The sequence below is a fragment of the Hahella sp. HNIBRBA332 genome (assembly GCF_030719035.1).
In the GTDB taxonomy this organism is placed as follows: domain Bacteria; phylum Pseudomonadota; class Gammaproteobacteria; order Pseudomonadales; family Oleiphilaceae; genus Hahella.
Genome location: NZ_CP132203.1, coordinates 6,749,968 through 6,775,267, shown reverse-complemented (window position 1 = coordinate 6,775,267; position 25,300 = coordinate 6,749,968). Strand labels below are relative to the sequence as shown.

The following is a 25,300-nucleotide window of genomic DNA, read 5'->3' as shown; positions in this document are numbered from 1 at the left end:
ACAGGTGTCCTGGTTACAAGTAAAAGTCTTAACTGATGAAGCCGGGGCGGCCGCTCTGGAGCAGATTTTCGAGGGCCTTGGCGCCCTCTCCGTCACTATGCTCGACGCCGCCGACGATCCCGTCCTTGAGCCTGACCTTGGAACCACGCCCCTGTGGCGCAACACTCAGGTCGTCGCGCTTTTCAGCGCCGACACCAGCGCAGAAATGGTCCGTGAGCAGCTAGAGCGCAATCAGATTGCCGCGGCGGATATAGAGTGCGAAGTCATTGAAGATCGTGACTGGGAAAGGGAGTGGATGACCCACTTCCACCCCATGCGCTTTGGCTCCCGGCTTTGGATTTGCCCAAGCTGGGGAGAGCCCGAAGATCCAAACGGGGTCAATTTATTGCTCGACCCCGGCCTGGCTTTTGGCACCGGCACTCACCCTACAACCGCGCTTTGCCTCACATGGCTGGATAGCCAGAAGCTGCAAGGTAAACAGGTTATCGACTTTGGCTGCGGTTCCGGCGTGCTCGCCATCGCAGCCTTATTGCTGGGCGCGGACCACGCCACCGGCACGGATATCGATCCACAAGCCCTGGAAGCCAGCCGCGACAACGCCGAGCGCAACAGCGTCAGCGAAGGTCTGACTCTGCACTTCCCGGAACAAATGCCAGAGATGCAGGCGGAAGTCGTTATCGCCAATATCCTGGCCAATCCCTTGATCAGCCTGGCGCCCAAACTGGCGGCTCTTACCCTGCCCGGCGGCTCCATCGCCCTGTCCGGCATACTGAAAGATCAGGAAGAAGCCGTGGCGGAAGCGTATCGAAATTACTTCGAACTGGATCCCACCGAGTACAAAGAGGACTGGGTCCTGATCAGCGGCAGACGCCTGCCTTATTGATCTCCAATCCGGCGTTTTTTCAAGGCGCCGGTTAGCCACTCCCGTGATAGACAGCCCCCCTTCGCTAGGCGACAATGGAGCGCAAGGTTGCTCTTGCAAATAGGGAACAATTCATTCATTTTTAAACAACTTTGCGAATGTGCGACAATCTCGGCGCCCCATTTGCAGTAACACCCTTAACATAGAGTTGGTCTACATTTAACTACTGACGCAGTTTTCTCCAGGAGGCGTTTTGCTCACTCGCTGCCCACATTGCGCTGCAAGTTTCAGGGTTACTGATAAACAGCTGCAAGCCGCCCATGGCAAAGTAAGATGCGGCGCTTGCATGAAGGTATTCAACGCAGCGGAGCATTTGATGTCTGACAGCGCTCCCGCGCATGTGGACCCGACTCCCGTTAAAGCGCCGCCGCCCAGACCAGCGACAGTTTCTTCCGCTCCCAAGCCAGCGACGAAACCCAAAGTAGAGCGCGGTATAAAAGAAAGCGCGGCAAAGGCCTCATCTTCAGTTATTACTCCACTCACAGCGATGGACCCGGACGACGATCTTGGCGATCTGACCGACGCGCTGGTCGCAGCGGGAGACGATGATGATGAATTCATATTTCAGGATAATCCGGAAGAGGACAAGCACGACGAGGGCTACTCCGGCGGCATGTTCGATCAGAGCGAGTTGAGCGACAGCTTCAGGGAGCTTGACCGAGGCGGCTCCAGCGCCAAGCGCGAATTCGAAACGCCTGAAGAAACGGAAGAAGAGGAAACCACTGACGAAAGCTGGGCTGAACAGATGTTGCGTGAGTTGGAGCGCCCAGGACAGGCGCCTCCCCCTCCCCCCGTTCAGGAAGCAAAGCAAGATGTTAAAAAGGCAGCTCCCAAAGAAGCGCTAAAAGTCGACCCTCCGCCGCCGCCCAAACCAGAGCCCGCGCCAGTCCCTGCTGCGCCGGAGCCAGAGCCGGAATATGAGAGCTATCCCGAGTTTGAGACACCCATGCACGCGGAGCCCCCCTCCCAGTTCCATGGGTTACGCGCAGAACCGATCAGCATCGACCACTCATATGAGCAAAAAGCGTCACCCGGCGTTTTAAGTAAAATCATGTGGACCTTCGCCAATCTGTTGTTGGTGGTGTTCCTGGTTTCACAGTTGGCCTGGTTCCATTTCGATAAACTGGCCCGCTACGACCAACTGCGCCCCTGGTACGCCAAGGCATGCGAAGTCATTGGCTGCACCCTGCCTTCTTTATATGATGTTGGCCAGATTCGTAGTCAGAACCTAGTGGTGCGCAGTCACCCCTTGGTTAACAAGGCGCTGATCATTGACGCCATCATCACCAATCAAGCCAGTTTTGCGCAGCCCTTCCCAAACATTTCGCTGAACTTTTCAGACATTAACAACAATGTCATTGCCCATCGCATCTTCACGCCGCTTGAGTATCTGTCCGGCGAGGCGAAGGACATGACTCAGATGCCGCCGAGCGCGCCCGTCCATATTACTTTGGAAATCCTTGACCCCGGCAAGCAGGCGGTCAATTACACACTCGACTTCATCTCTGCCCTATCTGGTCCGGCGCCCTCCCAATAGGAAGGCCCGGAAGGGGCGCGCCATTGAGACAAGAGCCGATACAAACAAGCGCAATTTGGACTTGACTCGATGGCCAAGTTCTACAAATAGGCCATTTAACCTATACGCCTCGTCGTTATGATTAACGAATAACCAACATATTGAGATTTGGGATAAAAAATACTCTATTTTTAAAATTTCAAGTCTTTCCCGTCATTCATCATCTGAGTATCATAGGCACCCCTATCCAGGGCGAACACTTTTTAGTCATTTCTTATGACCAGAGCGGAAGCGGCCGTGAAAATTGGACCCTATGAGTTGCGTAACAATTTGATACTGGCCCCGATGGCTGGAGTGACCGACCGCCCCTTCAGGCTGCTGTGCCGTAGTCTGGGCGCAGGCCTCGCAGTGTCGGAAATGATGGCTGCGAATCCGGATCTGCGAGATACCCGAAAATCCAGATTACGTATGGATCACGACGGCGAAGGCGAGCCCATTGCGGTGCAAATCGCCGGCGCTGAGCCGGAGATGTTGGCCGAAGCGGCGAGATACAACGTCGAACATGGCGCGCAAATCATCGATATCAACATGGGTTGTCCCGCAAAAAAGGTCTGTAACAAAGCGGCAGGCTCAGCTTTGTTAAGAGATGAAGCCCTGGTGAAAGATATATTGACGGCTGTGGTAAGCGCTGTCTCTGTGCCGGTGACACTGAAAATACGTACCGGATGGAGCCGGCAAAGCCGGAACGGGGTGACTGTCGCCCGCATTGCGGAAGATTGCGGCATACAATCGCTCGCTGTGCACGGCAGAACCCGCGAGTGCAAATACGAGGGAACGGCGGAGTACGACACTATAGCTGAGATCAAGCAAAGCGTATCCATTCCGGTGGTGGCCAACGGCGATATTACCTGTGTTGAACAAGCCAGGCATGTGTTGGATTACACCGGCGTCGACGCATTGATGATCGGCAGAGGAGCCCAGGGACGTCCCTGGATTTTCCGTGAAATCGAACACTTTATCGCTACCGGAGAGCGCTTACCGGAACCGCCAATGGATGAGATTAAGCAGATACTCATCGGTCATATTAAAGCGTTACACGAGTTTTATGGTGACTACCAAGGCGTCCGCATCGCACGCAAGCATGTGGGCTGGTATCTGCAAACCGCAAATATTGGGGCCATTTTCAAGTCACAATTTAATCGTTTAAACGATGCTCAAGCGCAGCTGGATGAACTCCATCACTTTTTTGAGCATCTGAGTATTGAAGGAGAGGAAAAAGCCGCATGACTACAGAATCTATCGTTACAACAGAAACCGGTTCTGGAGCTAATAAATTACTGACCGTGGAGCAGTCGGCCACTCAAACCATGACTTTGCGCGATAGCGTTGATCAAGCGCTGGCGAACTATTTCGCGCAACTGGACGGAGCTCCCGTCAAAGACGTCTATCAAATGGTGCTTTCCGAAGTTGAAGCTCCCCTGCTTGAGCAGGTGCTGAAATACACCCGCAATAACCAAACCAAGGCTTCTGTCCTGCTGGGCTTGAACCGCGGCACGCTGCGCAAGAAGCTGAAGCAGTACGACCTACTGTAATCGCTGAATCACACATCTTTTAAAAGAGGGCTCGCCGACATTTCTCATCCAACTCTGAAATGTCCGGCACAAGAGCCCTCTTTTGTTTTTTGCACAACAGGCTAAGCTTTTTTACGCTAGGGTCTGTTGGCGTTTCGGTAACTGACCCTGATAATTCTGCACTAAGGCAAGAGATCAACTTATCATGTCCAGCCCAGATAATGTGAAGATCAAACGAGCGCTCATCAGCGTTTCCGATAAATCCGGCATCGTCGAATTCGCCAAGTCCCTGGCTGATCTCGGCGTGGAAATCCTGTCCACCGGCGGTACGTATAAATTATTGCAGCAGGAATCCGTCCCGGTGCGTGAAGTTTCTGACTACACCGGTTTCCCGGAAATGATGGACGGGCGAGTGAAAACATTGCACCCCAAAGTACACGGCGGCATTCTGGGCCGTCGCGGTCAGGACGACGCGGTGATGACGGAGCACGGCATCGCGCAGATCGATCTGGTGGTCGTCAATCTCTATCCTTTCGAAGCCACCATCGCACGCCCTAATTGCTCGCTGGAAGATGCGATTGAGAACATCGACATCGGCGGGCCGACAATGGTGCGTTCTGCGGCGAAAAACCATAAAGATGTAGCGATTGTGGTTAATCCTTCCGATTACAACGACATTGTCGCCGAGTTGCAGGCAAATGGCGGCGCCCTGGCTTTCTCTCGCCGCTTTGATCTCGCCGTCAAAGCGTTTGAACACACTTCCGCCTACGACGGAGCCATCGCCAATTATCTCGGCCTGAAGGTTCAGAGCGAAGAGAGCGCTTATCCTCGCACCCTCAATCAGCAGTTTATTAAGAAGCAGGATCTCCGTTATGGGGAAAATCCTCACCAAAGCGCCGCCTTTTATGTAGAAGCGAATGCGCGCGAGGCCTCTGTCTCCACCGCCACTCAGTTGCAGGGCAAAGAGCTGTCCTATAACAACATCGCAGACACCGACGCTGCGCTGGAGTGCGTGAAGCCATTCGCCGACGCCGCCTGCGTTATCGTCAAGCACGCCAATCCTTGCGGCGTCGCCATTGGCGTAGACATCAAGCAAGCCTACGAACTGGCCTATGCGACGGACCCCACCTCCGCTTTCGGCGGCATTATCGCCTTTAACCGCGAGCTGGACGCCGACACCGCTGAGGCGATCATTTCCCGCCAGTTCGTTGAGGTGATCATCGCCCCCAAAGTCAGCGAGGGAGCCCGTGCAGCACTGTCCGCCAAGACCAATGTCCGGGTGCTGGAATGCGGAGAGTTCCAGGGCGAACGCCTCAGCGCGTTCGACTTCAAGCGCGTCACTGGCGGCCTGCTGGTGCAGGACCGCGATCTGGGCATGGTGAATATGGATGCGCTGAAAATGGTGACGGATCGCGCGCCCACGGAACAGGAACTGAACGACCTGCTGTTCGCCTGGGAAGTCGCCAAGTTCGTAAAATCCAACGCCATTGTTTACGCCAAGAGCGGACGCACGATCGGCATCGGCGCCGGCCAGATGAGCCGCGTATACAGCGCCAAGATCGCAGGTATCAAAGCAGCGGATGAGAACCTGGAAGTCAAAGGCTCGGTCATGGCGTCAGACGCCTTCTTCCCGTTCCGGGACAGCGTTGACGCAGCGGCGGCGGCCGGCATTACGGCGATCATTCAGCCCGGCGGCTCAATGCGCGATCAGGAAGTGATCGACGCAGCCAATGAACACGGCATCGCCATGGTGTTCACCGGCATGCGCCATTTCCGACACTAATTCCGCACCAGCGGCTACCAGCGTCCGAGTAGCCGCTAAACCCCAATTACCGCGGAGCGTCAGGCTCCGCTCGCAAATGTGGAGCAAACAGATGAATGTTTTGGTCATCGGCAGCGGCGGCCGGGAACACGCCCTGGCCTGGAAAGCGGCGCAGGCGGATTATGTAAACACCGTATTTGTCGCGCCAGGTAACGCCGGCACAGCTCTGGAACCCAAACTGGAAAATGTGGCGATTGATGTGCTCGACTTCGATGCGCTGATTGCCTTCGCCAAAGACAACCAGGTGGAGCTCACTATCGTTGGTCCAGAAGCCCCATTGGTGGCGGGTGTTGTAAACCGCTTCCAGGCGGAAGGTTTGCGCATCTTCGGCCCCTCTCAGGGCGCCGCGCAACTGGAGGGCTCAAAGGCCTTCACCAAAGATTTTCTGGCTCGCCACAATATTCCTACCGCCGCCTATCAGAGCTTCACTGAGATTGAGCCCGCTCTCGCCTACCTGCGCGAACAGGGCGCTCCGATCGTGGTGAAAGCGGACGGCCTTGCCGCAGGCAAAGGCGTTATTGTCGCGATGACGCTGGAAGAAGCGGAAGACGCAGTGCGTGATATGCTGGCTGACGCCAAATTCGGCGACGCAGGGCACCGCGTGGTGATTGAAGAATTTCTGGAAGGCGAAGAAGCCAGTTTCATCGTGATGGTGGACGGTAAACACGTGTTGCCTATGGCCACCAGTCAGGATCACAAACGCGTCGGCGACGGCGACACTGGTCCCAATACCGGCGGCATGGGCGCTTATTCTCCCGCGCCAGTCGTCACTGACAGCGTCCATGAGCGCGTCATGCGCGAAGTGATTTATCCCACCGTGCAGGGCATGGCGCAGGAAGGCAACGATTACGTGGGCTTCCTGTACGCTGGCTTGATGATCGGCGCGGATGGCGCGCCTAAAGTCATTGAGTACAACTGCCGTTTCGGCGACCCTGAAACCCAACCCATCATGATGCGCATGCAGTCAGATTTGGTTGAACTGTGCATCGCCGCCACTCAAGGCGCGCTGGACAGCAAAACCTCGGAGTGGGACGCGCGCGCCGCCGTGGGCGTAGTGTTGGCCGCCGGCGGATATCCGGACAGCTATGCGAAAGGCGCCGTAATCTCCGGACTGGAGAACGCAGACCGGGCTGACGCCAAAGTATTTCACGCCGGCACGACCCTGCGCGACGGCCAAGTCGTCACCCAGGGTGGACGCGTACTGTGCGCCACCGCCTTGGGCGCGGATGTCACCGAAGCGCAACGTAAAGCGTATGAACAGGTCGCCCGCATCGACTGGCTGGACATGTACTACCGCAAAGATATCGCTTACCGCGCTATCGCCCGGGAGCAGGCAAACAAAAACGCCTGATTCCCACTTTTTTCGGCGGCGAAAACTCGCCGCCGAATCCCTTCATTTATAAATCCGTCACGTTTTCCGCCACTTAACGAATACTCCTGCCGCATTCGCATAACAACGGGGCCGCCGGCTCATTTTTCACGCCCGTGAGCCTTGGATATATTGAGTAAGCTGACCTATTCTTTTGAGACCGACTGAGAGATTTCAGGGCTTATAAGGACCAAGATGGATGCCGAAAAATACAAGGAACAGCGGGCGTCTGCGCCAACCGCAGGCCCACGCCGGGCCCAGATCTGACAAAGCCCTTCCCAGCGGGCGGCGCGCCATAAAAGGTCCCTTTCTCGCCGTTCCTCATGAAGCCCGATTTCAGTACATCCTCGACGACATTCCCGAATTGATATGCCGCTGGAAACCGGACGGAACCATCACTTATGTGAATTCGCAATATTGCCGCTACTTCGGGTCTTCCAGAGACGCCTTGATTGGAAAATCGATCTTCACCTTGTCGCCCCCTGAAGAACGCAACGTGATTCATGAACAAATGCGCCGGATTACTCAGTCCTCCCCTGTCAGCCAGCAAGAACGCAGAGTTATCGACGGGCGCGGAGCCCAGCGATGGTTGCTTTGGACGGACCGAGGGATTTTTGACTCACAAGGGCGACTGCTGGAGTTTCAATCCATCGGTCGCGACATCACTGACAGCCGGGAAACCAATGAACAGATAGGCTCCATGGCCAGTCTGGCGACCTTAAGCCCCCACCCGATCATGCGCGCAACCAGCAATGGAGCGATTATCTACGTCAATTACGCTGCGGCGGAATTTCTCAAGCTGTGGGGAACCGCCATCGGCGAATCGATTCCCTCATCCTGGTCCGCCGCCCTGCACAAGGTGATCAAATCAGGAGACACGGCGACGCTGGAGCTGGAGCGCAACAATCGACACTTTCTTCTGACTCTATCCTGCGACCGACCGTCCTCCTCTCGGGAGAAAGTCGCCAATATCTATGTCACGGATATCAGTCAGCAAAAACAAAATGAAGTTGCGCTGCGCCAGAGTGAAAACCGGCTTGGCGCTCTCGTTTCAGCTGAAGCGGACAGTATTCTGGTGATTGACGACGCGGGCGTCATTCGCTTCGCCAACCCGGCGGCGGAGCGTATTTTCGGCAAGCCCAAAGAGATGTTGATCGGTCAGTCATTCGGCTTCCCTTGCCTGATAGGCGATTACGCTGAAGTCGAGTTTCCCAGAGGCGGCAAGCGTATCGCGGAAATGAGAGCGCAACCGTTACCCTGGAACGATATCCAGGCGCATCTGATTACTTTGCATGACGTGACGGATCACCGTAAACGAGAACACCTGTTGCAGCGTCGTAACCGCACGCTGGCGGTGCTCACCGCCTGCGACCACCACTTGGTCAGAGAGAATGACGAAAGGCATTTAATTGAGTCCTTCTGTCGTCAGTTGGTTGGCGTGGGTCGCCATCAAACCGCCTGGTTTGGATGGGTCGATGACGGGCGGCTGGACACCTCAGGCAATGTCATATTGGCCGGAAACGAGACGCCCTTTTTATTGATGAAGGAGCGACTGCGACTGGCGCTGGCTGAGAATGATCCCGTTATCCGCGCGCTTCGCGAGGACAGCTCTGTGACGCAATATAACCTGACAGATCTCTATGGACTCCCCGCCAACACGGACAACCCGCTCTTGTGCCAGTCCATGATCGCCTTACCCGTGGGCAAGTCCCCCGAAACGCTGGGGGTCATGGTCATTTATTCGGAATATGCGGAAGCTTTCGACCATGAAGAGATTGAGTTGCTTGAACAGCTCGCGGATGACCTCTACTACGGTGTTGTCTCCCTGCGCACCCGGCATGCCCGGGAAAAGGCGGAAGAATCGCTGCGCTTGCGCAATCGCGCAGTAGAGTCCACCCCCAACGGCATCCTGATTCTCAATGCGCGCCGCCCTGATCTGCCGCTGGTCTATGTCAACCCCGCATTCGAGCGTATTACGGGATATAGCAGCGATGAAGTGTTGGGGAAGGGCCCGTTTTTTCTACAAAGCGATGTTGATGAAGAGCGCCGCAGAGAATCTCTGCACTTTCTGATTCGCAACCGGGAGGAAGGCTGCGTTCTGTTGCGCAATAAACGCAAAGACGGTTCACAATTCTGGAATGAGCTGCATATTGCGCCAGTCTACGATGACCGGCGCATGCTTACCCATTTTGTCGCCGTGATCAACGACGTCACGGAAAGCCGGCATTATCAGGAACAACTGGAGTACCAGGCCACCCATGACGACCTGACCGGCCTGCCCAACCGCAACATGATGCGCGACCGCCTGGGTCAGGAGCTGTGGCGCGCCGCCCGCAACAAACACAAAGTGGCGATTGTATTTCTGGATATTGACCAGTTTAAATTGATCAATGACAGCCTCGGTCATAACGCCGGCGACGCCATGCTGAAGGTAATCGCCAAGCGACTCACCGGCATGGCCCGCGCCAGCGATACCGTTGTGCGCTATGGCGGCGACGAGTTCGTCATCATACTTCCAGATATCTCGCCGCCAGAGAAAGTCGCCAGCTTCATTTCCCGTCTTATGGATGTGATCGCGCAGCCCATTCAACTGGATCATCGCGACATTCGGGTTTCCGCCAGCATCGGCGTCAGCATCTACCCTCAGGATGGCGATCACCCCGAAGTCCTGATAAAAAACGCGGATATCGCCATGTATCTGGCCAAAGAAGAGGGCCGCAACCGCTTCCACTTCTTTACTGAAGACCTCAACAAAACCGCGATGGAGCGCCTGGATCTGGAAGTGCGCCTGCGCGCCGCCTTGGAGAAACAGCAGTTTCATTTGGAATATCAGCCTCAAGTTGACCTGCGTAGCGGCGTCATCACCGGCGTCGAAGCGCTGTTGCGCTGGCATGAACCAGAGCTCGGCGACATCCCGCCCGGAAAGTTCATCCCCATTGCAGAGGAAACCGGTCTTATCGGCGCCATTGGAGAATGGGTATTGCACGCCGCCTGCGTTCAAGCCAAAGCCTGGTCTGACTTGGTCGCACATCCATTGACCATGTCCATCAACCTGTCTGCGAAGCAACTGACCATGGCGCGTTTCGAAAGCGCCCTGCACAGCATTCTCACTGACACCGGCGTGGACTGTCGCCATATCGAGATCGAACTGACGGAAAGCGCCATCATGCGCAACGTGGACGAAATGCGCGAGCGTCTGAATATCTTGAAGGAACAGGGACTCAAACTGGCGGTGGACGACTTCGGCGTCGGTTATTCCAGCTTCAGCCATCTGCGCAGTTTCTCCTTTGACCGGCTCAAACTTGATATCACTTTCGTCCGCGATATCACTACCGACCCCAATACCGCCTCCATCGCCCGCACCGTCATGTCGATGGCTAGAACCATGCATATGCAAGTGGTGGCGGAAGGCATCGAAACGGAAGCTCAGTTGCGCTATCTGCAACGACTGGGGTGTGACGTCGGCCAGGGTTTTTTCCTGGGACGACCGGCCTGCGCGCCGAATATCGAAGCGTTGCTCGCCAGCCCCCGTATTCGCTCTGTGCGTCCTCCCCCTTCCACCGCCGCCCGCAACCTGCTGGTGCTGGATGACGAGATGAACGTGGGTAGCGCCATCAAGCGATTGCTGCGTCATCAGTTCAACGTGTTCCACGCCACCACGTCGCGGCAAGCGTTTGACATCATGGCGCGCACTCCAATTCAGGTCGTTATCTCCGATCAGCGTATGCCGGACATGTCAGGGACCGAGTTTCTGAATCGGGTGAAAGAGCTGCACCCCAACGCAATCCGCCTGATTCTCACCGGCTATGTAGATATGGAGACCATCACAGAAGCGGTAAACAAAGGCTGGATATTCAAGTTCCTTACCAAGCCCTGGCAGGATGACAAACTACAGCAAGTCGTGACGGAAGCCTTTGAGCAATACGAAAAAGAACACCAGACGCGACTGTTGGACACAGCGAGCGGAGTCAGCGATGCAGCCCGGGCCTGACTCATCACCGCTTGAGCTGACGCTCTATGTGCAATCCGCGTCTAAAGTATCAATGAATGCGATCCGCGCAGCCCGTCACCTTTGCGAAAATGTACTGGCGGGCCGCTGCGCTCTGCACATCGTCGACCTCGATCAAAACCCTCAGACCGCCGAGCATGACGCCGTGCTGGCGACGCCGACCCTGGCCTGGGGAAGTCGACGCATTATTGGCGACCTGTCCGACAGCGCCAGGGTGTTGGAACTACTAGATTTGGCCGCGCTCTAATCGCAGCGTCGGAACTTACTCATCCTCCAACGCGTCCATCTGCTCCTGATAGGCTTTACGCTCTTTGATTTCCGCCAGCAGATAGGCGATGACGCAGTCATGGGTGCCAGGAAATTCTTCCTTTATCGTCAGCAGATAGCCTTTGGCCAGATCCAGGTTGCTCTCTCGACGGCGCATATAAGCCACGGCGACGTGATACAAAGCGTGGGAGCGTACATCCGCCGTTTGGGTCTTGTCGTTGTATATGTCCAGCAACAGCTCAATCGCCTGATCGAGACCATGAGGAGGCCGGCTTTTCACGAACTCAATGATTTCCGGGCTGATGCGGTACTGCTGGCGCGGGCAGTCGACCCTTTCGAATTCTTCCTGATATTTGGCGTATCCCTCTTTCACCGCATGGACGAAGTCATGTTTTTGCTCCGTGCGTTTGACGATAGCCACATCCGTCGCCACCGCCGCAGCGCCGGCCCAGCATCCCGCCAATCCCAGGCAGATCAGCGCGAGCCCCAGTCCCGAAAGCAGTTGTCTCAGCATAATATCCCTCGCAGTCTTTGTAGGCAGTTCTTATAGATAGATTTTCTAGAAAGCTTTATGGATAGCCATTGCGCTCAAAAAGCCATCGGTAGGCGTTTTTCGAGATCATACTGAATTCCGCGACTATTTCAGTGACATTCCGCTACTTATCTGATTTCGGGCAATTTTCTCCTGTGCCGGCGTCGATGCTTTGAGCTTCGCAAAGGTACAGAAGCTATGGCCAAGCCGTCGACGCAACCGCTATGATAGTGAGCGTTTTTACTCAGGGAACGCACAACCATGTATGACAGCCTGCCTTTATTGAGCTCCGAGGAAGAAAAATCCGCTCACTACCAACACACCCTGCGGGCGATCCGTCACGCGATTGAGGGAGAAACGGACTGGACGGCGATTCTTTCCACTGTTGTCTGCGAACTTCATCATCGCTTCGAATATTTTCACTGGACCGGTTTTTACCGCGTCGTGGCTCACGAGTTAATGAAAGTGGGCCCCTATCAGGGCGGCCACGGCTGCCTTACCATTCCGTTCAGCCGCGGCGTGTGCGGCGCCGCCGCCCGTGAACAGAAAGTACAGTTAGTGCCGGACGTTAATAAGTTTCCCGGCCATATCGCCTGCTCCAGCACAACGCAAAGTGAAATCGTGCTGCCTTTATTCAACGCCAATGGCGACGTCGCCGCGGTGCTCGACATCGATTCCGACCATATCGACGCTTTCGACGCCGTCGATGAGCGCTTTTTGGCGGAGCTGCTGACCGATCTGATCCCCCTGGCTCCGTCCCCCTTGTTCTGAGCCCGCGAAACACAAGGCCTTCGGGGTTAAACCGAGGGCTGCTAAAGGTCCTTTCTGTACTCCTCACCGCCGCCATAACAGAATCTGCGTCGACAATCTGTATCCCTGCAAACGAGCACAATCTGTGGCTTATCGGCGATTTAACGCTCCCCGTACAATAAAGATCCTCAATTCAATAAATTAATGCCGCTTCGGCGATAGAGACAACATGCAGGCCACCTATATCCCTTATCTTTTTGTCTTGTTGTGGGCGACCGGGTTCGTCAGCGCCAAATGGGGCCTGCCTTACGCCGAGCCCTTCACCTTTCTTAGCCTGCGCATGTTGCTGGTTGTGCCTCTATTCGCGCTCCTGGCGATCACTATGAAGCGCCCGCGGCTTAACGCCGAGCAGCGCCGCCAGCAGATGATTACCGGCATCGGCACTCATGGTCTCTACCTCGGCGGCGTGTTCTACGCCATTGCGGCGGGCATGCCGGCAGGCATCGTCGCTCTGATTGTCGGCGTGCAGCCTTTGCTGACCGCACTGGTCAGTTGGCCTTTGGGAATTGGCTCGCCCTTACGCCCTTTACAGTGGATCGGCGTGATGCTGGGACTGGCGGGATTAGGCGTAGTGGTGCTACAAGGCGGAAAACTATCCGGACATATCACCGGCTCAGGCCTGGGCGCCAGCATCATCGCCCTGCTGGGCATATCCGGATCAACGCTTTGGCAGTCAGTCAAAGGCGGCAAGACGGATCTGATCGCAGGGGGCTTATGGCAATATATCGCCGCGCTGATCATGTTCCTGATCGCCGCCTTCACGCTGGAAAGCCGTGAGGTGCAATGGAATCCCAACTTTATCGGCGCCTGGATGTGGTCCGTGTTCGTGCTATCGCTGGCGGCGGTATTGTTATGGCTGTATATGCTGAAAATCGGCGAAGCCACCAAAGTGACGCAGTATCTCTACCTGACGCCGCCTACCACAGCAGTTATGGCTTACTTATTATTTGACGAGCCCTTAACTCTGCAGACCGGTTTGGGCGTCGCGCTGGTAGTGGCCGGGCTGTATTTGGCGCGACGCGGCGCTATGGCGGGCAAGCCGGCGCTGTCAAAGGCCTGAAAACTCTCTGAGAGATTAAATATCTTCATCCGTCGTGAGGCGGTTACGTCCGTTGTCCTTGGACTCGTACAACAGGACGTCCGCCCGCCGGATCAGATTGTCCAGTGAATCCCCCAGAACATCCGTGGCGCCGATGCTGACCGTCAGGCGCAGGTGATCGGAAAGAAATGGGATAGGGGTCTGTTCGACTTTGTGTCGGAACGACTCCAGCATTGGCGATACTTTATCGATACGCATGCCGGGAAACAGCACGCAGAATTCCTCGCCGCCAAAACGAGCCGCCAGAAAATCTCCAAAGGTTTCCCCTATCATCTCGGCGAAAGCGCAGATAGCGCGGTCCCCAGCCTCGTGTCCATAGGTGTCATTGATGCGTTTGAAGTGGTCGACATCTATCATCGCCGCGGTCAACGGCTCGCCATTCTCCTTAGCGACCCGATACAGCTCCTTGGCGGCGCTAAACAAGTAGCGCCGGTTATACATACCGGTCAGATAATCCCGATTGGCCGCATTGTTCAAAGCCTGAATATTCTCCATGGCTTCGATGTTATGCATGATGCGACAGTGGAATTCCTCGTGAAAAAACGGCTTCATCAGAAAGTCATTGGCGCCGTTCTTGATGAACTTGGCGGATAGCGTGGCGCTGCCATACCCTGACAGACCAATGATAACCAGGTCCTTCTTGTCATATTCCCTGCGCAACGCCCGAGTTAGCTCGAAGCCATCCATTTCCGGCATGTTATAATCGGAAATCAGCATTTTGATCTCCGGGTCCGCCTTGATCATTTCCAACGCTTCACGCCCATGTTTAGCCAGCTGCACCTGATAAAGATGCGTGCCCAGCAGTTGCCGCACGTACTGCCGCGACGTGTCGGAATCATCCGCCACCACCACTTTGATGTTGCGATTACGCAGCAAACGGCGGATCAGACGGGTGACGTACTCGTAGGAATAACGACTTTCTTTGACGACGTAATCAACGATTGGTTTTTGCAGGATAGTCTCGCGCTTACCTTCATCGTAGGTGGCGGTGAGCACGATACAGGGCAGCTTTTTCGAAAGCACGTAATCCAGCACCTCGCCATTGGGCGCGTCAGGCAGATGCAGGTCCACCACCGTCACGAAATAAGCGCCAGGATCTTTTTCCAGAAACTCCTTAGTCTCCTGCAGCGTCCCTGCGCTATCGCAAGGCAGGCCAAGCTCGGTCTTGATCAGGTGACGCAACACTTTTGTGATCATCACACTGTCTTCAATCAGAAGAATTCGTTCATTCATGCCAGAGTGTATCTTTGCGGCTGCTCGCCAAGAGAGTCGGAAGAGTCTAATCTACATCCTGTCTTTTAAGATTAGTTGAAGCGCACCGCGCGGCAAGTAATTATGACACCCTGGCTCATTCCGCCTGACGGGGCATCAGTGCGTCCCCACCTGCGATCAGCCAGTGACTCGCCAGGATCTAATAGAACATCCGGCCAATTGGCGTTAAAAAGTGCTTCTGCTAGCCTGCCCCAACTTACAATAATCCTATTGATCTGCTTGGCTAAAACTCAACAATCCGGCATAGGACGTCCATGCGAACCAATACAAACATCATCTGTCTGGCTGCGGCCGTCATCGGTCTTCAGGGATGCGCAGGCCTTTCCGGCCCTGCGACCTCAAGCGCCAACCCGTTGGCCTTTTCCGCCCCTGCAGCAGGAGAGACCAAAGCCGCCGCTATCCCTGTCATCACCCTTTTCTTTAACCAAGCGCTGGATCCTTCCAGCGTCGACGCGAGCGTTATCGAGTTGAAACTCGATCCCACGCGGATCATTGATATCGCCGAGCGTGAGTACGACGCCCAGGCCAACGTATTGACGTTGCGTCTATCCATGCCTATGCCGCTGGCGACGCATGTCGCGTTAAGCGTGAGCGGCCTGAAAAATGAAAAAGGACAATCTGTCAGCGCCATCGATCTGTCCTTCACCACCGACGATACTTACCGCTATCGCGGCATCGAATTCCAGGAGGGCCGCATCACTGGGTATTTCGAGGAATGGAGAGAATCTCGCGAAGGCGAGGAGGTTAACTATAACGTTAATTATATAAACTCAGGTTCGGATCAGGTTTGGTTCACCGGCGATGATGAAATCAGTCGCTATGTTCGCACCCGTTCGACTGCGGAAGGCGCCCTGGAGGCGACCTTTGTCGCGCCGGGCGCTGACGGAGTGTGGCTCACCGAAGATGACGTTCCGGACAGCTACACCCGCCTTCGTTCTTCCGACACGCTATACCAGTCTGCGCTATATCAAGGCCCTGGCCCCGACGGTGTCTGGTTCACCGACGACGACGCTTCTGACAATTGCGCTCTGCAAAGTTCCGAAGGCGACGAGGAACAATCCGTCACCGTTTACAAACGCAGTCGCCAAGGCGCAGATAATCAATGCTTCACCGCAGACGACGTCATCCTTGAAGTGAATCGCGACGAGCAGAAATCCCAAGGCGATAAGGTTCGCACCGTCAGTTGGGTGTACAGTCATCCCGGCCCCGATGGCGTGTGGGAAACGGCGGACGACCAAGTCAGCGCTTTCAGCGTGTCCGACTATGACGACAAGAGCAGCGCCGTCGCCAATTACGCCTCCCCCGGTAAGGACGGCGAATGGCTCACGCAGGACGACCGCCTGAGCGATTACAGCATCACCACCACCCAGGACGGACTTACCCGCACGGCTTACTACCGCGACCCCGGTTATGATGGCCTGTGGCGCACTGCTGACGATATTCCTTTCGGTTACTCCGAGGAGCGCAGCGACGCAAACGCTCACAATATCTACAGCAAAGAAGTGAATAATCCCGGCCCTGACGGAGTCTGGTTCACTCAGGACGATTTACTGGCCAGTCACGCCAAGAGTGAAAACGATGAGAACGGCAATTTCAGCCGCTGGATCAACTACAGCTCCACAGGCCCTGATCGTGAGCCCTTCACCGATGACGACCTGATTAACGAGTACTACACTTCCACAACCAGCGCCGACCGGGAAAGCATCGAAGAAGCCGGTTTTCGCGCGCCGGGAGCGGATGGCGTGTGGTTTACTGCGGACGATACGCCAACGACATTGTCCAGACGCTGGGAGCGACAGGATGAGGAGACTCAGCGCAGCCTGAGCGCCACCTACAATACGCAAACCGCCGCCACCATAGGACAAATCAGCGATGACGCCATCACTTACTACAGCGTCAGTGAATCGCAAGCGGGGTATTACATGGACGCCAGCTATCAATCCCCTGGCCCGGACGGACAGTGGCTGACCGCCGACGATACGCCGGCCTCCATGACGCTGAACTACTCCGACCCGCAAGAGTGACGATCCTCGCTCCGGCGGCGCAACGCCGCCGGATAATTTCAGATTGATGTCGCCGCGCGACCGCATTAAAGTAGTCCGGTGTCAGATTTACTTAGCGTTTTATTCTCGTGCCGAATTTTTCATTCCTGCTCAAACGAAAGACTGGGAAACCGGGGTTCCACCTTGCGGCCGGGATTTGCGCATGCAAATAAAATAATTCCTGGGGAATCCATGAAAAAAAACCGGTCGCGATCGCTTCGCCGCCGGTTTTTTTTTGCCCGTAACCCAGATACGTCAATTCTATTGCCAAGGAGTTAATTTATGTTTCGTGGTTCCTTAATCGCCATGATAACGCCATTCATCAACGGCCAAGTGGACGAGAAGGCGCTAGCCGGCCTTGTCGACTGGCAAATCAAACATGGCGCTCACGGCTTGGTCCCAGTGGGCACGACAGGCGAGTCACCTACTTTGACGGAAGAGGAACACAAACGGGTGGTGGCGCTGGTGGCGGAGCAGACGCATGGCCGGGTTCCGGTGATCGCCGGCGCCGGCTCCAACAATCCGGTGGAGGCGGTGCGTTATGCGCAACACGCGCAACAGGCGGGTGCAGATGCAGTGCTTTGCGTCGCAGGATATTACAACCGCCCATCGCAGGAAGGTTTGTACCAGCATTTCAAAATGGTTCATGACGCCATAGATATTCCCATCATTGTCTACAACATTCCTCCTCGGGCGGTTGTGGATATTAAGCCGGAAACCATGGCGAAGCTGGCGGAATTGCCGCGCATCGTCGGAGTGAAAGACGCAACCACGGATTTGGCCCGTATCAGCCGCGAGCGCATGCTGATCGATAAGCCCTTCAGTTTTCTTTCCGGCGACGATATGACCGCCATCGCTTATAACGCCAGTGGGGGGCAAGGCTGCATCTCGGTTTCCGCCAATATAGCGCCGGCCCTGTACGGTCAAATGCAAACCGCCACTCTGCAAGGCGACTTCCGCGAAGCCCTACGTATTCACGACTTGCTGGCGCCTCTACACGAAGCGTTATTTCGTGAACCCAGTCCTGCCGGAGCCAAGTACGCCGCTTCGTTGTTAGGACTTTGCAACGAAGAATGCCGCTTACCCATCGTTCCGTTAAGTGAGCAAACGAAATCGGATATCAAGAATGTAATCAATGAGTTATACAGTTAGTTCAATAATCGTACAATTAAGCGTCTAATACCAAATGGTAATATCGTCGAGGAAATATTCGCGTTAAGAATATCCCTACTGATACGGATAAAAAATACAAGCAGTAAACTCCTACCGTCTCAATATCAGGGCTAACGCGCCGCGAGACGACAAAGTTTAAAATGAAATATTTATTTCAATGATTGTGTTTTGGAATGGCAGTGGTATTTTAAACTTCTCCTACCGCCTCTCCAGCAGGTCCCGGAAGTACTGACCTGCAGTATTAGTGGGTATATCGAGATTAAGGACGCCCATCGTTACGGAGTCGTAACATGGGCCCGCCGCTGCGGAGTGTTCCGTTGCGGCTTTCAGAGATCTATGGAAATCCTGAAAGAAGGACTTTGTAATGGACTTTCGACTCGATGATGAGCAGCTCGCTCGTGTCTCCCACGTGCGGGAATTCGCTCAACAAGTACTTTCGGAGTCGGCTCGGCGACGTATTGCAGAATCCGCGTTTGATCGCGAACTCTGGAACCGGGCTGCGGATTTGGGGCTGTCCGGGCTCCCTATCCCCGAACAATGGAGCGGCTCCGGTTTCGGCGCCCTGGACACCATGCTGACAGTGGAAGCTCTCGGTTTCGGCTGCACGGACATGGGTCTTGTCTTCTCACTCTGCGCGCACATGTTCGCCTGCGCAGTTCCTATCTGGCGTTACGGCGATGACGCCCAACGCCAACACTACTTACATCGCATATCCAAAGGCGAGCTTATCGCCGCCAACGCCATCACCGAACCGGAATCCGGCTCAGACGCTTTCGCCATGCGCGCCAGCGCCACCCGGGACGGCGACACTTATATCCTGCGCGGAGAAAAGTGCTTCGTCACCAATGCCCCGGTGGCCGACCTGTTCCTGATATACGCCAAGACTGATCCCAGTCAGAGCTTTTTCGGGGTCAGCGGCTTCCTGGTTCCCCGGGATACGCCAGGGCTCTCCGTGACCGATGGCGGCTCCAAAACCGGCTTGTGCACCAGTCCATGGGGCTCGCTGTACATGGACGACTGTCGCATTCCCGCTTCCGCCCTGCTGGGTGAAGAAGGCGGTGGCGCGCCGATGTTCCATGACTCGATGATCTGGGAGCGCGGCTGTCTGTTCGCCGCCTATGTCGGAGCCATGGAGCGCGCGCTGCAACAAAGCATCGACCACGCCCGCAACAGAAAGCAGTTCGGCCAGCCTATCGGCCGCAACCAGGCTGTCTCGGACCGGCTGGTGGATATGAAGTTGCGTCTGGAAACCTCCCGGCTCTTGCTGTATCGGGCTGGCTGGCTATACGACCAGGGCGAGCCCTACGAGGAAGCTATCGCCCTCAGCAAACTGTGGATCTCTGAGTGTTCCGTGCTAAGCGGACTGGACGCCATGCAGGTCTTCGGCGGAACCGGCGTTTCCAGCGCCGCCGGCGTCGACCGGCTGCTCCTGGATTCCCTGCCATCGAGAATATTCTCGGGGACCTCTGAGATTCAGAAAGAGCTGATAGCCAGGCATATGGGATTGCGCTGACGCGATATTTCATACGGTCTAAAAAGGAAAAAACGGGAAAGGAAGTCTGTAGCAGCCTGTTCGGCTGATTTGCCTGCATTACCCCGTCACCTGAGTTTTGAAAGCCTTTATCGGCTTTCAGGGGCGGCTTTTGCCTTTTGAAAAGCGCAAGCGCGGCAACGCCCCTCGCCAAACTAATAACCAAGAGCCCGCACTCATACGGGTCATAAGACAGCGAGCAGAGCAGATCCAATGAAAATAGTTAAGATTCTCAGATACTTATTTGGCGCCCTCTATGTCATGGCGGGCATCGCCAAGGCGTTTCCCCAAATCGAAGATGTCGGCGTCACGCTCCAAAGAGCCGCCGCCGCCAACCAGGGCACCTGGCTGGCCGGTCTCAGCGAGTGGCTGGCGGCTCATGTCCAGTTAATGGCTTGGGTCAGTGGCGTTGCGCTGCTCGCATCCGGTCTTTGTTATTTATTCAATCGCTTGCTGGTTCCCGCAGTCATCGGCCAGTGCGTCATGTTGGCGGGCTTCGTCACCATACTTCACCGGGCGTTTCCACAGATTGTATTCGTGGATTTGATCTTTCTGGTTGTCGCCCTGCTTGTCCTGTGGGAATCCGTTAATCAGAAGAAGTCTCAGTACGCCATGTCCCACTATTAATCCGACGGACAAATAGCGCCCCTCTATTTGTCTTTCATCAACAGGATCAGCGTATGTCAGGCCTTGACCGGACTCATTTCAACTAAAACAACGGAAAGGTAGGAACAGATGGAATCACAAGACAACTCACAGTATGCAGGCGAAGCGCCCGTATTCCCCAGCAAAGACTTTGAATGCAATCAAGGCTCCTTTGACGAGACGGATGCCTCTTCCCCGCAACACGCCGGCGATTATGACGTTATTGTCGTCGGCGGCGGCATATCCGGACTGTCTTCCGCCTGGAAGCTGCGTGAGCGCAGGTTACTGGTGCTGGATCAACGGGATCGTTTCGGCGGCGCAGCGCGCCTGGAGCAGCGCGATGGACTGTTATACGCCAGCGGCGCCTCCTGCTTTCAATTGCCCACTGGCGACAACGAAGTCTCCCACCTGCTGCAGGACCTGGACTTGTGGAACCAATGGCGCTCCACTGCGGAAGACACCCTGGTCATTTTTGACACCAAACGCCTGATGAAGGGCCTGGGTGAGGTCACCGCCGCCTTACTGAAACAGCCCAAAGAATTACTTAAACCCGCAGTCTGGGGACTGACCGCCAACCTGTTGTACAGCGCCATGTCCGGCAAACCTTTCATCTCCGCGGAGAAGAAGTTGGGCGATCCCATGTTCGCCGAATTATTCCAATATCTTAATCGTTTCACTCCTGATTCCGGCAAACACCCCGCGATGCCTTGGCGGGAGGGCTGCGACTGGACGCGGGAGGAGATGGAGTTGTTCGACTCCGTTTCTCTACATGATTTGCTGTTCGATCCAGCCACGCGCCGCTCCCTGCCGCAGCACCTCGTTCCCAGGCATCGCTTTGGCTCATTGGTGAAAGACGCCGTGGAAACCACGCTGCGCGTAGAGTGCCTTGCCATAAAGGATGTTTCCGCCTACGTCGGTCTGCATTTCCTGGTGGGATATCTTTACCGTCCTCTGGTCACTTTTCCCGGCGGAAACGGCTACATTGCGGATCGCATACGTCAGCGCCTGATGAGTACCGGCTCCTGTAAATTCAAGGCAGGATCCAGAGCCTATTCCATCACTCAGAACCAGGAAGGCGTAAAAGTCTGTTTCCAGCAGGAAGGAAAAAACTATTACGCCAACGCCAAGGCGCTGATCTGGGCCGGCGCCAAACACGCCGCCGTATCGGTCGTGGATGAGTTGCCCCCACAGCAAATAGCCGCCATCGCGGAAATCGAACACCGGGATTACGCCATCGCCGGGGTGTACTTGAAGAAAGCGGCGCTGACCAATTACTTCGGCGGCTACGTCATCGAAGGCGATATCGGCGGTCGCTACCCTAACAGCTGGTGCCGCAGCGGCGTCTGCCTGGCGGCGAACTGGAAAGACCCGTCCTACGCTGGCGACCTCGGCGTACTGACACTGCTGAAGCCCATTTCCGGCGCCGCCGACCAAGGCAAATTGGACAAAGCCGACTTCCGCAGCCTACAGCAAACCGCCTACGGCGAGGTGCGCGACATGCTGATCGCCACCGGTCACTCCCCTGACCTGATTGAAGACATCAAATTATGGCGCTGGCCCGGCGGCCTGGTGGTATCCAAAGTAGGCCAAATGAAACATGACGTATTCACCAACGCCTCACAGCCCGTCGGCGCGGTGTTCTTCGCCAATCAGGACAGCGTCGGCATGGGCAATATGGAAAGCGCTATCTGGGCCGGCTGCCATGCCGCGGATCAGGTGCGTCAACACATCCGTTCACATAGCAGCGTCGTTTCCCATATCGGCGACTATGCAGCGACCCAGAGCTAAGACGCCAATCAAGGAAAGGGAACAGACATGACTTACGATTCGCACATTGTTGAAGTCTCCGGACAACAGAAATCCAACACGCACAGCCTGGGAGGCAAGGCCAGCTCGCTTAATACGCTGGCGGCGGCGGGGTTCCCCGTCCCCAGGGCGTATTGCCTGACCGTGGACGCTTACGCCTCTTTCCTGCAGGAGTCAGGACTGGAGCAATGGATCAGCGGGCTGGAGCAATGGGACGCCAGCGCTTTTACGCAAATCCGCCAGCGTATCGAAGATACGCAACTACCCTCTTCGTTACGCCAGGCGATCATCGGCGCGTACAAGGACATCGGAGCCGAGCGCGTGGCGGTGCGCTCTTCCGCCATCAGCGAGGACAGTGAAGAACACTCATTTGCGGGCCAGTACGACACCTATCTGCATGTAGAAAACGAAGAGACTCTGGTGGACTGCGTAAAGCGTTGCTGGGGGTCATTCTGGACGGAACGCGCCCACGCCTATGAAGGCCGCCAGGATCAGCGCCGTAGCAACGACGCCAACGCCCCCAAACAAGGCATCGCCGTGGTGATTCAGGCCATGATCGACGCAGACGCCGCCGGCGTACTGTTCACCGCAGATCCCCTGAACGGCGACCCGCAACGTACGGTCATCGAGTCCTGCTGGGGGCTGGGCGAAGGCGTGGTTTCGGGTCAGGTGACCACCGACACATTCGTCGTCGACAATCAGAAAATGGAGTTGCTGGAGCAAACCCTGCGGGAAAAGCCAGTGATGTCCACCCGCGCGGAGAACGGCGGCGTCTGCCTGCGCAAAACTGCGGCGGAGAAAATCTGCGCCCCCACCCTCAACGAAAATGAAGCCTTGGCCTTGGCCGGTTACGCTAACGCCATCCGCAGCCACTATGGACGAGAAATGGACATTGAGTGGGCGCTGAAGGACGGCAAGATCTGGATTCTGCAGGCCCGCCCCATTACCGTCACGCCCACCCGCAGCGACAACCAGCTGTTTGCGGACGCTGATGAAAGCAACGGCTATATACGCGATAACGCTTTGTTCTCGCGCATGGATACCGGTGAGATCGTCACCGGACTGATGACGCCGCTGGGGCTGTCGTTCTGCCGCTTTTATCAGCACAACGTGCATGGCCCCGCAATCAAAACCATGGGGTTACTGGATATCGGCGACTCTCAGCATTACATGGGGTACTTGCAGGGGCATGTGTATCTCAATATTTCCGCGTCGGCGATGCTGCTCACCCAGTGTCCTCCCACCCGGGATCCGTTGAAGTTCACCAAGCGTTATTCTACTGAGGAGGTGGACCTGAACTTCTACACCAATCCTTACGGTAAAGCGCCGCAAGGTCTGCAATATCTCAAAAGCGCGGGCTATTGGACGCTGTATCAAGTGCGCAACCTGGTGACTGCGGAGCGCACCGTGCGCGAGATGATCTCATTGCGCAAGCGAGAGACCGAACGCTTTCTGAAGCTGAATCTCAGCACTATGTCGCTGAGCGAACTGAATGAGGAAATGCAACGTATCGACCGTTACTTCCTGGAATCCTGCGCCGCCTATATGCCGTTCTTTCTGCAGTCGTTCGCGCTGTACGACGCCCTCGCCGAACTCTGTGAGAAGTGGCTGGGCGACACCGGCAAAGGGTTACAGAATCGCATCAAAGCGTCTCTCAGTAACCTGCGCACCATCGAGGTGACCCGCAGCGTCTGCGACCTGGCGGCCTCCGTCCAACGTTCCAGCCACTTGCGTCAACTGGTTCTGGAAACGCCTTTGGAACAATTGGCGCAGACGCTGCAGAACGACGACGAAGGCGCGCGCTTCTGGAACAATGATTTCATGGCGTTCCTGCGCGACTATGGCGCCCGCGGCCGTCAGGAGTTTGAACTCAGCATACCCCGTTGGGCCGACGATCCCAGTTACCTTCTACAGGTGATTCGTATGTACCTGACCAGCGACGTGCAGTTGGAGTCGCGGCTGGAGGAAATCGACCGCAAACGGGAGGACGATACCCGCACCCTGCTGTCCGGACTGCCGTTGCGCATTCGCCTGTTGTTCAAGTTCGTCATCTCCACCTACGCCAAAATGGCGGAGCGACGCGAAGCCACCCGGCCCACTTATATCGCGCAAACCTGGTTCTACCGCAAAATCATCGTCGAAGTGATGCGTCGCCTCAGCGCGGAGAAAGTGCTGAAAATGGAGGACTTACCTTACATCGACTTCAACGAGCTGCGCGATTACGTGGCGGGAAGAAAACCCGCGCAACAGGCGTTCTCCGCAGAGCTGATTGAGCGAAACCGCCGCAGTCACCTGCTAAACCAGCGTCTGCAGGAACCGCCCATGGCGATTGTCGGCGGGCATACGCCCCAGCGTGAAACCGCAGAAACGGCGCCGACGGACGACAACCAAGTTTTCCAGGGCATTGGCGCCAGTCCCGGCGTCGCCATGGGGCGCGCCCGCGTCATCACTGACCTGCCGCGACAGGCGGAGGAGTTTCAGCAGGGCGAGATACTGGTGGCCCGCTTCACCGACGCTTCCTGGACGCCACTGTTCGTGCTCGCCGCCGGCGTCGTCGCCGACGTGGGATCAATGTTGTCGCACAGCTCCATCGTATCCCGGGAATTCGGCATCCCCGCCATCGTCAACACCAAAACCACCACTCGCCGCATCCGCACCGGAGATATGCTCTATCTCGACGGAGACGCAGGCATCGTGCGCATAGAAGAACGCAAGGAGGACGCCAGCCAGTAGATATCCGCCTGACAACAAAAGATGCAATGAGCGTAGCGGCCCGCCGTAGACATAAGAATAGAGCCGCTTTGATTTTGCGTTAATTAAACATCGACCTCAGCCAAGTTGTAGTCCGGCTGCAGACAGATTCCAGCTAGCAGGGATCACGGGCTTCTTTGCGCCTGAAAAAGTCCCTGAAACA

The 25,300-nt window shown here is 56.0% G+C and carries 18 protein-coding genes; 16 read left to right on the top strand and 2 right to left on the bottom strand.

What is annotated here, in order from left to right; genetic code table 11:
- The first annotated feature begins 4 nt into the window (after positions 1-4).
- The 8 genes from prmA (at position 5) to O5O45_RS30100 (ending at position 11,456) form a co-directional block, all read left to right on the top strand.
- Entirely contained in the window at positions 5-883 is an 879-nt protein-coding gene (prmA, locus tag O5O45_RS30135; protein WP_305902958.1) for a 50S ribosomal protein L11 methyltransferase, read from the top strand.
- Between the two features lie 232 nt (positions 884-1,115).
- Positions 1,116-2,459 (top strand): DUF3426 domain-containing protein, encoded by a 1,344-nt coding sequence (locus O5O45_RS30130; RefSeq protein WP_305902957.1) that lies wholly within the window; start codon positions 1,116-1,118, stop codon positions 2,457-2,459.
- Positions 2,460-2,714: 255 nt separating this feature from the next.
- Positions 2,715-3,725: a tRNA dihydrouridine synthase DusB gene (gene dusB / locus O5O45_RS30125; protein WP_305902956.1), complete on the top strand. Its 1,011-nt coding sequence runs from the start codon at positions 2,715-2,717 to the stop codon at positions 3,723-3,725.
- The gene (gene fis / locus O5O45_RS30120) at positions 3,722-4,030 is read left to right on the top strand and encodes a DNA-binding transcriptional regulator Fis (protein WP_011399718.1); all 309 of its coding nucleotides are present in this window, start codon (positions 3,722-3,724) and stop codon (positions 4,028-4,030) included. The genes dusB and fis overlap by 4 nt, the downstream gene beginning before the upstream one ends.
- Positions 4,031-4,214: 184 nt before the next feature.
- A complete protein-coding gene (gene purH, locus O5O45_RS30115; RefSeq protein WP_305902955.1) occupies positions 4,215-5,792 on the top strand; it encodes a bifunctional phosphoribosylaminoimidazolecarboxamide formyltransferase/IMP cyclohydrolase in 1,578 nt (525 codons plus the stop codon).
- 91 nt (positions 5,793-5,883) lie between these two features.
- Positions 5,884-7,182: a phosphoribosylamine--glycine ligase gene (purD, locus tag O5O45_RS30110; protein WP_305902954.1), complete on the top strand. Its 1,299-nt coding sequence runs from the start codon at positions 5,884-5,886 to the stop codon at positions 7,180-7,182.
- A 217-nt stretch (positions 7,183-7,399) separates the two neighbouring features.
- Complete coding sequence (locus tag O5O45_RS30105) at positions 7,400-11,191, top strand: EAL domain-containing protein (RefSeq protein ID WP_305902953.1); 3,792 nt, start codon at positions 7,400-7,402, stop codon at positions 11,189-11,191.
- Complete coding sequence (locus tag O5O45_RS30100) at positions 11,175-11,456, top strand: circadian clock KaiB family protein (RefSeq protein ID WP_305902952.1); 282 nt, start codon at positions 11,175-11,177, stop codon at positions 11,454-11,456. The genes O5O45_RS30105 and O5O45_RS30100 overlap by 17 nt, the downstream gene beginning before the upstream one ends.
- Before the next feature lie 15 nt (positions 11,457-11,471).
- Here O5O45_RS30100 and O5O45_RS30095 read toward each other — a convergent pair whose 3' ends face one another.
- A complete protein-coding gene (locus O5O45_RS30095) occupies positions 11,472-11,990 on the bottom strand; it encodes a hypothetical protein (protein ID WP_305902951.1) in 519 nt (172 codons plus the stop codon).
- Between the two features lie 279 nt (positions 11,991-12,269).
- Between O5O45_RS30095 and O5O45_RS30090 the strand changes: the two genes are divergently transcribed.
- The gene (locus tag O5O45_RS30090; RefSeq protein ID WP_305902950.1) at positions 12,270-12,779 is read left to right on the top strand and encodes a GAF domain-containing protein; all 510 of its coding nucleotides are present in this window, start codon (positions 12,270-12,272) and stop codon (positions 12,777-12,779) included.
- 208 nt (positions 12,780-12,987) lie between these two features.
- Complete coding sequence (locus O5O45_RS30085; protein WP_305902949.1) at positions 12,988-13,878, top strand: DMT family transporter; 891 nt, start codon at positions 12,988-12,990, stop codon at positions 13,876-13,878.
- Positions 13,879-13,893: 15 nt separating this feature from the next.
- Here the strand turns inward: O5O45_RS30085 and O5O45_RS30080 are convergent, their stop codons facing one another.
- A complete protein-coding gene (locus tag O5O45_RS30080; RefSeq protein WP_305902948.1) occupies positions 13,894-15,150 on the bottom strand; it encodes a diguanylate cyclase in 1,257 nt (418 codons plus the stop codon).
- A 293-nt stretch (positions 15,151-15,443) separates the two neighbouring features.
- Here O5O45_RS30080 and O5O45_RS30075 point away from each other — a divergent pair, with 293 nt between their 5' ends.
- From O5O45_RS30075 to pigC, 6 genes are all read left to right on the top strand, one after another.
- Positions 15,444-17,213, top strand: a complete 1,770-nt coding sequence (locus O5O45_RS30075; protein WP_305902947.1) for an Ig-like domain-containing protein — start codon at positions 15,444-15,446, stop codon at positions 17,211-17,213.
- 300 nt (positions 17,214-17,513) lie between these two features.
- Positions 17,514-18,383: a 4-hydroxy-tetrahydrodipicolinate synthase gene (dapA, locus tag O5O45_RS30070; protein ID WP_305902946.1), complete on the top strand. Its 870-nt coding sequence runs from the start codon at positions 17,514-17,516 to the stop codon at positions 18,381-18,383.
- A 385-nt stretch (positions 18,384-18,768) separates the two neighbouring features.
- On the top strand, positions 18,769-19,917 hold the full coding sequence (locus O5O45_RS30065; protein WP_305902945.1) for an acyl-CoA dehydrogenase family protein: 1,149 nt from the start codon (positions 18,769-18,771) through the stop codon (positions 19,915-19,917).
- A gap of 231 nt (positions 19,918-20,148) precedes the next feature.
- Positions 20,149-20,562: a DUF6041 domain-containing protein gene (locus O5O45_RS30060; protein ID WP_305902944.1), complete on the top strand. Its 414-nt coding sequence runs from the start codon at positions 20,149-20,151 to the stop codon at positions 20,560-20,562.
- A 108-nt stretch (positions 20,563-20,670) separates the two neighbouring features.
- Entirely contained in the window at positions 20,671-22,368 is a 1,698-nt protein-coding gene (locus O5O45_RS30055; protein ID WP_305902943.1) for an NAD(P)/FAD-dependent oxidoreductase, read from the top strand.
- Positions 22,369-22,395: 27 nt separating this feature from the next.
- On the top strand, positions 22,396-25,119 hold the full coding sequence (gene pigC / locus O5O45_RS30050) for a prodigiosin ligase PigC (protein WP_305902942.1): 2,724 nt from the start codon (positions 22,396-22,398) through the stop codon (positions 25,117-25,119).
- Positions 25,120-25,300: the final 181 nt, after the last annotated feature.

Bases quoted from the DNA above. Each gene is read 5' to 3' on its own strand.
- dusB (WP_305902956.1), top strand. From the start codon at position 2,715: ATGACCAGAGCGGAAGCGGCCGTGAAAATTGGACCCTATGAGTTGCGT.
- fis (WP_011399718.1), top strand. From the start codon at position 3,722: ATGACTACAGAATCTATCGTTACAACAGAAACCGGTTCTGGAGCTAAT.
- purH (WP_305902955.1), top strand. From the start codon at position 4,215: ATGTCCAGCCCAGATAATGTGAAGATCAAACGAGCGCTCATCAGCGTT.
- purD (WP_305902954.1), top strand. From the start codon at position 5,884: ATGAATGTTTTGGTCATCGGCAGCGGCGGCCGGGAACACGCCCTGGCC.
- O5O45_RS30105 (WP_305902953.1), top strand. From the start codon at position 7,400: ATGCCGAAAAATACAAGGAACAGCGGGCGTCTGCGCCAACCGCAGGCC.
- O5O45_RS30100 (WP_305902952.1), top strand. From the start codon at position 11,175: ATGCAGCCCGGGCCTGACTCATCACCGCTTGAGCTGACGCTCTATGTG.
- O5O45_RS30095 (WP_305902951.1), bottom strand. From the start codon at position 11,990: ATGCTGAGACAACTGCTTTCGGGACTGGGGCTCGCGCTGATCTGCCTG.
- O5O45_RS30090 (WP_305902950.1), top strand. From the start codon at position 12,270: ATGTATGACAGCCTGCCTTTATTGAGCTCCGAGGAAGAAAAATCCGCT.
- O5O45_RS30085 (WP_305902949.1), top strand. From the start codon at position 12,988: ATGCAGGCCACCTATATCCCTTATCTTTTTGTCTTGTTGTGGGCGACC.
- O5O45_RS30080 (WP_305902948.1), bottom strand. From the start codon at position 15,150: ATGAATGAACGAATTCTTCTGATTGAAGACAGTGTGATGATCACAAAA.
- O5O45_RS30075 (WP_305902947.1), top strand. From the start codon at position 15,444: ATGCGAACCAATACAAACATCATCTGTCTGGCTGCGGCCGTCATCGGT.
- dapA (WP_305902946.1), top strand. From the start codon at position 17,514: ATGTTTCGTGGTTCCTTAATCGCCATGATAACGCCATTCATCAACGGC.
- O5O45_RS30065 (WP_305902945.1), top strand. From the start codon at position 18,769: ATGGACTTTCGACTCGATGATGAGCAGCTCGCTCGTGTCTCCCACGTG.
- O5O45_RS30060 (WP_305902944.1), top strand. From the start codon at position 20,149: ATGAAAATAGTTAAGATTCTCAGATACTTATTTGGCGCCCTCTATGTC.
- O5O45_RS30055 (WP_305902943.1), top strand. From the start codon at position 20,671: ATGGAATCACAAGACAACTCACAGTATGCAGGCGAAGCGCCCGTATTC.
- pigC (WP_305902942.1), top strand. From the start codon at position 22,396: ATGACTTACGATTCGCACATTGTTGAAGTCTCCGGACAACAGAAATCC.